The organism is Phycicoccus sp. DTK01 (assembly GCF_017312765.1).
GTDB lineage: Bacteria > Actinomycetota > Actinomycetes > Actinomycetales > Dermatophilaceae > Phycicoccus > Phycicoccus jejuensis.
Window position 1 is genome coordinate 199,494 of the sequence record NZ_BOPU01000005.1, and the last position, 12,643, is coordinate 212,136.

10 protein-coding genes are annotated in these 12,643 nt (G+C 74.3%); 2 read left to right on the forward strand and 8 right to left on the reverse strand.

Features of this window, described 5'->3' with window-relative positions:
* Positions 1–2: 2 nt before the first annotated feature.
* From cydC to J3473_RS12880, 7 genes are all read right to left on the reverse strand, one after another.
* A complete protein-coding gene (gene cydC, locus J3473_RS12850) occupies positions 3–1,643 on the reverse strand; it encodes a thiol reductant ABC exporter subunit CydC (protein WP_207024002.1) in 1,641 nt (546 codons plus the stop codon).
* A complete protein-coding gene (cydD, locus tag J3473_RS12855) occupies positions 1,640–3,229 on the reverse strand; it encodes a thiol reductant ABC exporter subunit CydD (protein ID WP_207024004.1) in 1,590 nt (529 codons plus the stop codon). The genes cydC and cydD overlap by 4 nt, the downstream gene beginning before the upstream one ends.
* A gap of 16 nt (positions 3,230–3,245) precedes the next feature.
* On the reverse strand, positions 3,246–4,277 hold the full coding sequence (gene cydB, locus J3473_RS12860; protein ID WP_207024006.1) for a cytochrome d ubiquinol oxidase subunit II: 1,032 nt from the start codon (positions 4,275–4,277) through the stop codon (positions 3,246–3,248).
* 19 nt (positions 4,278–4,296) lie between these two features.
* On the reverse strand, positions 4,297–5,754 hold the full coding sequence (locus tag J3473_RS12865; protein ID WP_207024008.1) for a cytochrome ubiquinol oxidase subunit I: 1,458 nt from the start codon (positions 5,752–5,754) through the stop codon (positions 4,297–4,299).
* Positions 5,755–5,989: 235 nt separating this feature from the next.
* Entirely contained in the window at positions 5,990–7,009 is a 1,020-nt protein-coding gene (galE, locus tag J3473_RS12870) for a UDP-glucose 4-epimerase GalE (protein WP_030527064.1), read from the reverse strand.
* Positions 7,010–7,040: 31 nt separating this feature from the next.
* A complete protein-coding gene (locus tag J3473_RS12875; protein WP_030527063.1) occupies positions 7,041–7,427 on the reverse strand; it encodes a phage holin family protein in 387 nt (128 codons plus the stop codon).
* Positions 7,428–7,485: 58 nt separating this feature from the next.
* On the reverse strand, positions 7,486–8,328 hold the full coding sequence (locus tag J3473_RS12880; RefSeq protein WP_207024009.1) for an aldo/keto reductase: 843 nt from the start codon (positions 8,326–8,328) through the stop codon (positions 7,486–7,488).
* Positions 8,329–8,490: 162 nt separating this feature from the next.
* Here J3473_RS12880 and hisC point away from each other — a divergent pair, with 162 nt between their 5' ends.
* Positions 8,491–9,609 carry a histidinol-phosphate transaminase gene (gene hisC, locus J3473_RS12885; RefSeq protein WP_207024011.1) on the forward strand — a complete coding sequence of 373 codons (1,119 nt, stop codon included), beginning with the start codon at positions 8,491–8,493 and terminating at the stop codon, positions 9,607–9,609.
* A gap of 391 nt (positions 9,610–10,000) precedes the next feature.
* The gene (locus tag J3473_RS12890) at positions 10,001–11,062 is read left to right on the forward strand and encodes an NAD(P)-dependent oxidoreductase (protein WP_242525849.1); all 1,062 of its coding nucleotides are present in this window, start codon (positions 10,001–10,003) and stop codon (positions 11,060–11,062) included.
* A gap of 107 nt (positions 11,063–11,169) precedes the next feature.
* Here J3473_RS12890 and J3473_RS12895 read toward each other — a convergent pair whose 3' ends face one another.
* Complete coding sequence (locus J3473_RS12895; protein WP_207024015.1) at positions 11,170–12,576, reverse strand: hypothetical protein; 1,407 nt, start codon at positions 12,574–12,576, stop codon at positions 11,170–11,172.
* Between the last annotated feature and the right edge of the window lie 67 nt (positions 12,577–12,643).

Genomic DNA, 12,643 nt, shown 5'->3' on the forward strand with positions numbered 1-12,643 from the left:
GGCTACTCCTGGGGGCCGGGACGGACGGAGAGGTCGAGGACGGCGTCGAGACGGTCGAGCGCCTCGGGGCGGTGGCTCACGAGGACGACGGCGCGGTCGCGGGTCGCGTCGAGGACATCATCGAGCACGGCCGTGGCCGTCGGGTGGTCGAGGTGCGCAGCGGGTTCGTCGAGGAGCACGACCGGGCGGTCCGCGAGCACCGCGCGGGCGACGCCCAGGCGGGTGCGCTCGCCGCCGGAGAGCCCGCGGCCGCCGGTGCCGAGCCGGGTGTCGAGGCCGTCCGGCAGGCCGTCGAGCCAGTCCCGCAGGCCCGCGAGGTCGAGCGCGCGGCGCAGGGCGGTGTCGTCGCAGCCGGGCCGGGCCAGGCGGAGGTTCTCGGCGAGGGTCGTCGCGAAGACGTGGGGCTCGTCGTCGACGACCGCGACGTCACCACGGGTGTCGGCGAGGGCCAGACCACGGACGTCGGCGCCGCCGACGGTGTGCCGGCCGCCGCTGACGTCGAGGCTGCGGGCGAGCACGGCCAGCAGGGTGCTCTTGCCCGACCCGTTGGGCCCGACGACGGCGACGTGGCGGCCGGGCACGAGCTCGAGGTCGGTCGGGGCGAGGTCCTCGCGCGCCCCCGTCCACGACGCGCTCGCGGCCTCCAGCCGGACGCCGCCGCCACCGGCGGCGGGGGAATCGGGGCGGGTCGCCGGGTGCGCGGGCTCGTGCACGGCGGGGTCCTGGTCGAGGAGCCGCTCGAGGCGCGCGCGGCTGCCCTGGGCGCGGGCGAGGGCACGCATCGTGTCGACGAGCGGGGCGAGGGCTTCGCCGACCGCGACCGGCACGAGCACGAGCAGGGCGGCGACGGGGCCCCCGGTGGCGGCCGGGTCGACGACCGCGGCGGCGGCGACCGTCGCGGCGGCCGTACCGAGCAGCAGGAGGGCGGCGACGAGCGCGCGGCCCCGGCTCTGCCGCCGGACGGCGGCCCGCAGCGTCGCGTGCGCTGCGTCGAGCCAGCCGAGCGCGGCGCCCTCGGCCCCGATGGCCCGCAGCTCGCCGGCCTGGCGGGCGACGAGGTCACCGACGCGGGCGGTCTCGGCGCGGGCGGCGAGCAGCTCGTCACGCGACCGGGACTCGAACCACCACGCGAGGACGCACCCGAGGGCGACGACGACGAGCAGCCCGGCGACGACGAGCCCGACGGCGGGGGCGAAGGCCGCCGTCAGCGCGGTCGCGAGCAGCCCGGCGACGGCGCTGGAGACGAGCGGCACGGTGACCCGGACCTGGGCCTCGACGACGTCGGTCAGGTCGTCGACCACGCCGGTGAGGACGGCCGAGCGCGAGCGGCGCCCGAGGCGCGCCGGGGTCAGCGGCACGAGCGCGCGGTACACGGCGCCGCGCCGGTCGGCGAGGTCGGCGAGCGCCGCGTCGTGCGACACGATCCGCTCGAGGTAGCGGAAGAACGGCCGGGCCATCCCGAACGCGCGCACGGCGACGATGGCCGCGAGCAGGGTGAGGATGACGGGCCGCTCGCTCGCGCGGACGACCAGCCATCCGGACGTCGCCGTGAGGGCGATGCCGGCCGAGGTCGCGGCGCCCCCGAGGAGCCCGCCGAGGACGGTGGCCCGGGTCGGGCGCAGGACGGTCGTGGTGTCGCTCACCGGTGCGCCTCCGCACCGGTCGCCGTGACGACGACGTGCCGGTCGGCGAGGTGCACCAGCTCCGGGCGGTGCGTGACCACGACGACGGTGCGTCGCTCGGCGAGTTCCTGCAGCAGCGCGTGCACCTGGGCGCTCGCGTGCTCGTCGAGGTGGGCGGTGGGCTCGTCGACGAGCAGCACGGGCGCGGTCGACAGGGTCGCGCGGGCGATGGCGACGCGCGAGCGCTGGCCGGCCGAGAGCCCGACGCCGTCGTCGCCGAGGGGCGTGGCCAGCGCTTGCGGCAGGCCGGCGACGAAGCCCTCGAGCCCGACGGCCCGCAGCGCCCCCCAGAGCGCGTCGTCGGGGGCGTCGGTGCCCAGGCGCAGCGCGTCACGCAGGGTGCCGGCCGGGAGGAACGGGCGCTGCGTCACGAGGTGGCAGCGTCCGGCCGCGACGACCCCGGAGGCGGGCGTGCGCAGGCCGGCGAGCAGCTCGAGGAGCGTCGACTTGCCGACCCCCGAGGGGCCGGTGACGACGGTGAGGCCGGGGCCGGCGGACAGCGTCACGTCGCGGACGACCGGCTCGGGGCTGCCCGGGTAGGCGTAGGAGACCTCCCGCAGCTCGGCCCCGACGAGGTCAGCGCTCCGTCCCGCGGGCGAGGGCGCCGGCTGGTCGGCCGTGAGGTCGTCGAGGACGGCGGCCACCGCCTCCGCCCCGTCGGCCGCGTTGTGGAACTCGGCGCCGACCCGACGGATCGGCCAGTAGGCCTCCGGCGAGAGGAGGATGGCGAGCAGGCCGGTCTGCAGCGCGACCGTCCCGTGCGTGAGGCGCAGGCCGACCGTGACGGCGACGATGGCGACCGAGATCGAGGCGAGCAGCTCGAGCGCCGCGGAGCTCATGAAGGCCAGGCGCAGCGTGCGCATCGTCGCCGTGCGGTGCCGCCGGCTGACGTCGCCGACGACCTCGGCCTGGCGCTCGGCCCGTCCGTACCCGACGAGCGTGGGGAGCCCGCGCATGACGTCGACGAAGTGGCCGGACAGCTGCGAGAGGGCCTGCCAGCGGCGGTCGGTCTCGTCGCGGGTGGCGGCGCCGATGAGCGCCGCGAAGAAGGGGAGGAGGGGCAGGGTGAGGACGACGACGAGAGCGCTCAGCGGGTCGACCCACAGCAGCGCCGCGACCGCCATCACGGGGACGGCCGCCCCGGCGACGAGGGCCGGCAGGAAGCGGGCGGCGTAGGGCTCGACCGCGGCGACCCCCTGCGCTGCGAGGGTGGCGGCGCGGTCGGGGTCCGGGCGCTGCTCCGCGGGGACGGTGAGCCAGCGCCGCAGGAGGGCGCTGCGCAGGGCGGCGGTCACCTCGACCCCGGCCCGGGCGGCCACCCGCTCGGAGGCCCAGCCGAGGCCGGCGCGCCCGACGAGCAGCCCGGCGAGCCAGGCCGCGGGACCGACGATCCCCGCGCCCTCGACGACCGCCACGACGAGCGCCGCGAGGGCGAACGCCGTGCCGATCGTGGCGGCCCCCTGGAGCACGCCGACGACCGCCAGGAGCAGGACGGGGCGGCGGGCCGCGGGGGCGACCGCGAGGACGCCGGGGTCGAAGGGCCTCATCGAGGGGTCAGGGTCCTCACTTGACCGCGACCGGGGCGGGGATGTGGTGCGTCCCGATCCGCTTGCGGAAGGTGTAGTAGGTGTACGCGGTGTAGAGGAGCACGATCGGCGTGAAGACGAGCGCCGCGCCGGTCATGATCTTCAGGGTGAGCGGGCTGCTCGACGCGTTCTCGATGGTCAGCGACCGACCACCGGCGAGGCTCGTCGGCATGACGTCCGGGTAGAGGGCCAGGAAGTACGTGGCCACCGCGGTGGCGGCCGTGACGGCCGTGCCGATGAACGCCCAGCCCTCGCGGCCCTGCGTGTTGGCGTAGATCGCCGCGAGGAGCGCGACGGCGGCGACGACCGTGGTCACCCACGACCACACCGAGCCGGTCACGACGTTGAGCCAGAGCAGCGTGACCACGGCGAGGCCGGCCGTCACGAGCCCGAGGACGGTGCCCATCCGGCGGGCGTCCTCGCGGATCGACCCGCTGGTCTTCAGGGCGAGGAAGAACGCGCCGTGGGTGAGCGAGAGCGCCAGCACGGTGAGGCCACCGAGCAGGCTCAGCGGGTTGAGCAGGGTGAAGAGGTTGCCCGCGTACTCCGAGTCGGCGTCGAGCGGGACGCCGCGCACGACGTTGGTCAGCGCGACCCCGACGAGGAGCGGCGCGGCGACCGAGCCGCCGATGATGGCGATGTCCCAGCGCTTGCGCCAGGTCGCGTCGTCGCGCTTGCCGCGGTACTCGAAGCCCATGTTGCGCACGATGAGCGCGACGAGGACGAGCAGGAGCGGCAGGTAGAACGCGGAGAACATCGTCGCGTACCACTCGGGGAAGGCGGCGAAGGTGGCGCCGCCGGCGGTGAGGAGCCAGACCTCGTTGCCGTCCCAGTGGGGGCCGATCGTCGTGAGCATCACGCGGCGGCGCTTCTCGGTGTCCTCGGCGTCCGTGCCGGCGCCGAGCGAGGGGAGCAGGGCGCCGACACCGAAGTCGAAGCCCTCGAGGACGAGGTACCCCGCCCAGAGGAGGCCGATGAGGCCGAACCAGAGCAGCTGAAGAGTGTCCATGGTGTGCGAGTCCCTGTGGTCAGTAGGCGAACTGGAGGGGGGCGTCCTCGGGGACGTCCGTGTGGTCGGCCGGGTCCTCGAAGGGCTCGGCGCCACGGCGGACGTAGGTGAGGAAGAGCTTGACCTCGACGACGGCGAGCGCTGCGTAGAGGAGCGTGTAGACGACCATCGACACCCAGACCTCGCCGACGCTGACCGAGGGCGAGACACCGGTGGCGGTCGTCATCAGGCCGTAGACGAGCCAGGGCTGGCGGCCCATCTCGGTGAAGATCCAGCCGAAGCTGTTCGCGGCGATCGGCAGGAGCGGGGTGAGGACGGCGACCGCGGTCCACCAGCGGGCCTGCGGCACACCGTTCTTGCGGGTGACCCAGAGCGCCGCGGCGGCGAGGAGGATCGTGAGGAACCCGGCGCCCATCATGAGGCGGAACGTCCAGTAGGCGACCGGGATGATCGGCGCGTAGTCGTCGGCCTGCACGAGCGCGGCGACGTCGGGGCCGTACTGCTGGCCGACCTTCTCGGCCATCGCGCGCTCGGAGACCTTGAGGTCGTTGATGCCCTCGACCGTCCCGTTGAAGTCGCCCGTGCCGAGGAAGGAGAGCAGCCCGGGCACCTGGATGACGCGGGTGGCGGTGCTGCCGTCGAGGGGGCCGATCGACAGGACCGAGAACGGGGCGTTGCTCGTCGTGTCGTAGAGCGCCTCTGCCGCAGCCATCTTCATCGGCTGGACCTCGGTCATGATCTTGCCCTGGACGTCACCGGAGACGATGACGCCGAGCGAGGCGACGAGGGAGACGACGGCGCCGACGCGGACGGCCTTGCGGTACATCGGGGCGTCGTCGGTGGCGTGGTCGCGGCGCAGCAGCCAGAGTGCGACCCCCATGATCACGGCGCCGCCGACCATGTAGGCCGAGAGGACGACGTGGGGGAAGGTGACGAGCTGGACCTTGTTGGTCAGCACGGCGAGGAAGTCGGACATCTCGGCGCGGCCGGTCTCGGGGTTGAACCGGAAGCCGACCGGGTGCTGCATGAACGAGTTGGCCGTGAGGATGAAGTACGCCGACAGCACGGTGCCGACGTGGGTGAGCCACATCGAGCTCGCGTGGAGCTTCTCGGGGATGCGACCCCAGCCGAAGATCCAGACGCCGAGGAAGGTCGACTCGAGGAAGAAGGCGAGCAGAGCCTCGAAGGCGAGCGGGGCGCCGAAGATGTCGCCGACGAAGCGGGAGTAGTCCGACCAGTTCATCCCGAACTGGAACTCCTGGACGATGCCCGTGACGAGACCGAGCGCGAAGTTGATGAGGAAGAGCTTCCCGAAGAACTTCGTGAGGCGGTAGTACTCGGGGCGGTGCGTGCGGACCCACTGGGTGTGGAAGTACGCGACGACGCCGGACATCCCGATGGTCACCGGGACGAAGAGGAAGTGGTAGACCGTCGTGATGGCGAACTGCCACCGGGCGACGTCGAGCGAAGATCCCATGCCTTGCTCCTGGAGCGCGTAGTACGACGTGACGTAGTACAAACTACACAACGTCGTAGATCGCGCCCAGCCGTCCCGGTGTGAGGCGGGCCACGCAGGCGAGCCTCACCTCACGCGGGCTTCGGAGCGCGACACAAGGCTTCGTCCACGAGACCCCGGCTCGGAGGTCGTGCCTCGTGCACATTTCGGGGTGACCCCGAAATGTCGACGCGTCGCGCCCTGGTTGGGCCGCCGCTCAGGCGTCGGGGTAGCCGTGCGGGTTGCGCGACTGCCAGCGCCAGGTGTCGGCGCACATGTCGTCGACGGTCCGCGTCGCGCGCCAGCCGAGCTCGGCCTCGGCCCGCGACGGGTCGGCGTAGGACGCGGCGATGTCGCCCGGCCGGCGGTCGACGACCTCGTGCGGCAGCTCGTGGCCGCAGGCCCGCTCGAACGCGTGGAGCAGCTCGAGCACCGACGTGCCGTGGCCGGTGCCGAGGTTCCACGTCGACACCGCGTCGTCGGTGCTCCCGAGGCGCGCCAGCGCGGCGACGTGCCCCGCGGCGAGGTCCTCGACGTGGATGTAGTCGCGCACGCCCGTGCCGTCGGGCGTCGGGTAGTCGCCGCCGAAGACGAGGAGCTTGTCGCGGCGGCCGACCGCGACCTGCGCGATGTACGGCATGAGGTTGTTCGGCACGTCGGACGGGTCCTCGCCGATCGTCCCCGAGGCGTGGGCGCCGACCGGGTTGAAGTAGCGCAGCAGGGCGACGCGCCACGTGGGGTCGGCGGCGGCGACGTCGCGCAGCACCTGCTCCTGCATCACCTTGGTCCAGCCGTAGGGGTTGGTCGCCGAGGTCGGCAGGTCCTCGTGCATCGGCACCGGCGCCTCGGCCCCGTAGACGGTGGCCGAGGACGAGAACACGAGACGGCGCACGCCGTGGCGGCGCATCGCCCGCACGAGCGAGAACGTCGACCCGAGGTTGTTCTCGTAGTACTCCAGCGGCTTCTCGACGCTCTCGCCGACGGCCTTGAACCCCGCGAAGTGGATGACCGCGTCGAACGGCTCGTGCGCGAAGAGGTGCTCGGTCTTGTCGTGGTCGGTCAGGTCGAAGGAGCGGACGTCGAGCGGCTGCCCGGTGATCGCCTCGATGCGCCCGACGACGGTGGGCTTGGCGTTGGCGAAGGAGTCGACGACGACGACGTCGTGCCCGGCGCCGACGAGCTGGACGACCGTGTGGGACCCGATGTAGCCGGCACCGCCGGAGACGAGGACGCGCATGGCGTCGACCCTAGCGCCGCGGGCGTCGCGCTCAGTCGTCCTCGGGGAGGACGACGCTCAGCACCCACGAGACGAGGGTGATGACGATGGCCGCGAGCACGGCGTCCCAGAAGAAGTGGTCGATGGTGAACGACAGCCCGAGGCCGTTGCTGATCCACTCGGTGATCTGGAGCATCAGCGCGTTGACGATGAACGTGAACAGGCCGAGCGTCAGGATGATGAAGGGGAACGAGAAGAACTTCGCGATCGGCTTGATCACCGCGTTGACGAGCCCGAAGACGAGCGCGACGAGGACGATCGTGAGGATCTTGCGGCCGGTGGAGACCTGGTCCTCGGCGAGGTCGACCCCCTGGACGACGAGGGCGGCGACCCAGAGGGCGACGGCGTTGATCCCGACCCGGATGAGGAAGTTCGTCACCGCTCGATCATGACAGGTCGCGGGCCCGGGGTGACGGACCCGCGAGGGCGCATCCGGCCTACATCTCCTCGTGCGTGTCGGGGTCGCCGTCGAAGAGGCGCCCGTCGGGACGGCCGAGGCCGGTGATGGCGGCCATCTCGTCGTCGGTCAGCGCGAAGCCGGTGACGTCGAGGTTCTCGCGCTGGCGGGCCGGGGTCGCGGACTTGGGCAGCGGCATCGAGCCGAGCTGTACGTGCCAGCGCAGGATGACCTGCCCGGGGGAGACGTCGTGCGTCGAGGCGGCCGCGGCGACGGGGTCGGCCCCGAAGGGCGCCTGCCGCTTGCCGAGCGGGCTCCACGCCTGGGTGAGGATGCCGAGCCGCGCGTGCACGGCCCGCATCTCCTCCTGCGGGAAGAGCGGGTGCAGCTCGACCTGGTTGAGCGCCGGGGTCACACCGGACTCCTCGATGACGCGGGTGAGGTGCGCCTCGGTGAAGTTGCTGACGCCGATGGTCTCGACGAGGCCCTCCCGCTGCGCCTCGACGAGCGCCTGCCAGGCCTGCGGGTAGAGGTCGCGGCTCGGGTTGGGCCAGTGGATGAGCGCGACGTCGATCCGCTCGAGGCCGAGCGTGCGCGCCGAGTCGCGCAGCGAGGTGAGCGCGAGCTCGCGCTCGTGGAAGCGGCCGGGGACCTTCGTCGCGACGCGCACCTCCTCGCGCGGGACGCCGCTGCGGCGCAGGGCCTCGCCGACCTCGGCCTCGTTCTCGTAGTTGACCGCCGTGTCGAGGTAGCGGTAGCCCGCCTCGAGCGCGGAGACCATCGCCTCGATGCCCTCCTCGCCGCGCAGCGGGTAGGTGCCGAAGCCGACGAGGGGCGCGGTCGTGCCGTCGGAGAGCCGGTGCGGGGTGGGGTCGGAGGCCATGCGCCCACGCTAGCCGCGAGGCGTCCCCGCACCGGTCCCACCCGTCGAGTGAACAGGACGCGCCGTCGGGGCGGATGCCCACACGGCGCGTCCTGTTCACTCGACGGCGTGCGAGGCCGGAGGGCGGCGGCGGCGCTCGCCGGCGGTCCTACAGTGGTGGCCATGACCGACGACCTCACCGCCGAGGCCGCGGCGCACCCCACCCCGGTGCGCCTGCGCGACGCCCTCGGCTCCCTGCCCGCGTACGCCCCCGGCAAGCCGGCGACGGCCCGCGAGGGGCTCGTGACCTACAAGGCGAGCAGCAACGAGAACCCGTTCCCGCCGCTGCCGTCGGTCCTCGATGTCGTGCGCGACGCGGCGGGCGGCATCAACCGCTACCCGGACATGGCGGTGACCGCGTTGACCGAGGCGATCGCCGCTCGGCTCGGCGTCCCGGTGGCGCGGATCTCGACCGGCCCGGGGTCGGTCGGCGTCCTCGACCAGCTCGTCCGCGCGACGTGCGACGACGGCGACGAGGTCCTCTTCGCCTGGCGCAGCTTCGAGGCCTACCCGATCCTCACGACGCTCGCCGGCGCGACGCCCGTCATGGTGCCGCTGGCGCCCGGCGAGCGCCACGACCTCGACGCGATGGCCGACGCCGTCACCGAGCGCACGCGGCTCGTCCTCGTCTGCACGCCGAACAACCCGACGGGCACGACGGTCGGCGCCGACGAGCTCGAGGCGTTCCTCGCGCGCGTGCCGCGCGACGTGCTCGTCGTCATCGACGAGGCCTACCTCGAGTTCGTCGACGCCCCGGACGCACCGGACGCGATGGCCGTCCACGAGGCCCACCCCAACGTCGTCGTGCTGCGCACCTTCTCGAAGGCCTACGGGCTGGCCGGCCTGCGGGTCGGGTACGCCGTCGCGCACGAGCCCGTGGCCGAGGCGCTGCGCAAGTCGGCGCTGCCGTTCGGGGTCAACTCCCTCGCGCAGGTCGCGGCCCTGGCGTCGCTCGACGCCGCCGACGAGCTCGACGTGCGCGTCAAGGAGCTCGTCGCCGAGCGCGAGCGGGTCGTCGCGGCGCTGCGCGTGCAGGGCTGGGACGTGCCGCAGCAGCAGGCGAACTTCGTGTGGTTCCCGCTCGGGGACGACACCCCGGCCTTCGCAGCGGCCTGCGACGAGGCCGGGCTCACCGTCCGGCCGTACGCCACCGACGGGGTGCGCGTCACGATCGCCGAGCCCGAGGCCAACGACCGCCTCCTCGAGGTCGCCGGCCGCTGGCGCGCGGCCCACCCCGCCTGACGCCCCTCCTCCTCCTTCCTCCTCCTCGCGAACGTGTGTGAACCCGCCGGGGTCGCCCGGCGGTTTCACACACGTCCGCCTGGCCCTGACCCGTGACCGACGACCCCGCACGTGCGGGGTCATCGCGTCCCGTCCCCCGCCGGCGTGGCAGGGGGTGTTGCCGGGGGCGCGGGCGGTGGCGCAGGAGCCGGGGTGATCGCCCCACGTCCTGCGCCATCAGCCACGCCACCGACCCCGCCGTCCGCGGTTCCCGCCGCCGTCCACCCGCGCTGAAGACAGCGGCCACCCACCGGCTCCTCCACGTGCTCCTCCTCGCGAACGCGTGTGAACCCGCCGGGGTCGCCCGGCGGTTTCACACGCGATCGCGGATGGTCGAGCGCGGCAGGGCAGGATGGCGCGCGTGCGCATCCTCCTGACCGGCGCGGCCGGGTTCATCGGCACGGCGACCTGGCGCGAGCTCGTGGCCGACGGCCACGACGTCGTCGCGGTCGACCTCCTCCTGCCCGAGGCCCACGCGGCCACGACGCGCGACGACCCGCCGGCGGGCGTCCACGTCCTCGACGTCCGCGAGGCCGGGGGCTGGGCCGACCTCCTCCAGGGCTGCGACGCCGTCGTCCACCTCGCCGCGATGGTCGGAGCCGGCGCGACGGCGGCCGACCTGCCGCTCTACGCCGGCCACAACGACCTCGGCACCGCCGCGCTGCTCGCCGCGATGCACGCCGAGGGGGTGGGCCGGTTCGTCCAGGCGTCCTCGATGGTCGTCTACGGCGAGGGCCGCTACTCCTGCCCGCAGCACGGCCCGCAGGCGCCCGGCCCGCGTACCCGCGAGGCGCTCGACGGCGGCGAGTTCGACAACCCCTGCCCGGTCTGCGGCGGCCCGCTCGACTGGGACCTCGTCCCGGAGGACGCCCCGTTCGACGCCCGCAGCAGCTACGCCGTCAGCAAGGTCGCGCAGGAGGGGTACGCCGCCGCGTGGGCGCGCCAGGCCCCGGGCGCCGCCATCTCGCTGAGGTACCACAACGTCTACGGGCCGGGGATGCCCCGCGACACCCCCTACTCCGGGGTCGCCGCGATGTTCCGCTCCTCGCTCGAGCGCGACGAGCCGCCGACCGTCTACGAGGACGGGCGGCAGATGCGCGACTTCGTCCACGTCGCCGACGTCGCCCGCGCCAACCTGGCCGCGGTCCGCGGGGTGCTGGAGGCCCCGGTCGCTAGCCACCGCGCCTACAACGTCTGCTCGGGCACGCCGATCGCCATCGCCGACGTCGCGCGCCACGTGGCCGCCGGCTCCGGCCGAGACCTCGAGCCGCGCGTCACCGGCCAGTACCGGATCGGCGACGTGCGCCACGTCGTCGCCTCGCCGGAGCGGGCCCGCGAGGAGCTGGGGTTCACGGCGTCCGTCACGCCCGAGGAGGGCCTCGGCGCCTTCGCGACGGCCCCGCTGCGCGCCTGACGAGCCTGCGCCCGGCATCACCTCCGCCGCGCGCCCAGGTGCGGGCTACACCGCAGTAGGTGCTGCGCTGGCGACACGTACTGCGGTGTAGCGCGCGATGGACGCGGTCACCAGACGGTGCGGACGAGGTGCTGGACGAGCAGCGCGAGCACCCCCTGGCCGACGAGCGCCGGCCGTCGCCAGCGCTCGGGCAGCCACAGCGTGCCGAGGAGCATCCACGGCACGAACGGCAGCCAGATGCGCTCGACCTCGGCCTTGCTCATGAGCGAGAGGTCGGCGACGGCGACCATCCCGACCCCCGCGGCGACGAGCGGGCCGGCGGCGCGCTCCCACGTGGCCGCCGACGCACGACCGGCCGCGCTCACGAGCCGCACCACGGGGCGCGACGCCGCCGCGACCCCGGCGGGCAGGGCGAACCCCGCGCAGATGACGAGGGCGCCGAGGTTGCCGACGACCCAGTACCAGGCCGGCCGGCGGCTCGCGACGTCGCCGGGCGCCCAGTAGCGGTCGTGGAGGACCGGGAAGGCCTCCCACCAGGCGAAGCCGAGCGCCGCGAAGGTGAGCACCACCCCGAGGGCCACGAGCGCCGCCACCGCGGCCACGCGCACCCGCTCGGCCCACGTGGTCCGCGCGGCGAGCAGCACCCCGACGGCGAGCAGCCCGGCGAGGACGAGCCCGTAGGACTCCATGACGCACCAGCCGAGCAGCAGCCCGGCGACGACGGCGAGCGCCCAGCGGCGGGCGCCGCCGGCCCGCAGCGCGGCGGCGAGCGCGGCCATCCCCCAGGCGACGGTGGCGGCGAAGACGGCGTCGGCCGAGACCGCGGCGATGACCGCCGACGGCCCGACGACGAGGAAGGGCAGCGCGCGGCGGGCGGCGTCGCGGGCGCCGAGGCGGTCGAGGGTGACGGCGACGGCGACCGGCGTGGTGGCGGCGACGGCCACGACGATCGGCCCCGCGACCTGCCAGGCGCCCAGACCGAGACGGTCGAGGCCGATGAACATGAGGACCGCGCCCGGCGGGTGCCCGGCCAGGTGCACCGCCCAGTGCCCGGGTGCGTCGAGGGGGATGCGCGAGACGTAGACCCGCAGCATCTCGCCGACGTCGTCGATCTTGCGGGCGCTCTCGAGGTACTCGGTGCCGTGGTCGAGGACCCGGCCGAGGCCGGCGTACCCGTCGACGAGCGCGAGCGAGACCATCCAGACGGCCCCGACCACCCACGACGCGAGCAGCAGCCGCCGCCACGGCACCCGCTCGACGAGCGACGGCAGGCGCGGGTGCGCGAGGGCCACGACGACGAGGACCGCGACGACGCTGCTCGGCCCGTACCGCAGGACCCAGTCGCCGATGAGGGGAGTCGCGCCCCCGGCGACGACGTCGACGCCGGTGAGCACCGGCACGAGGACCGCGAAGCCGACGACGAGCGCGCCCGCGAGCAGTCCCCACCCGGCGCGCCGGCCGGCGCCGTCGACCCGCGGCGCGGGCGGTCGGGTCGTCACGGGCGCGGAGGTCATGGCCCCAGCATGCCCTGCGCACCTCGACCGCCTGCCCTCCGCGACCGACCCCACCTACGACGTCGCA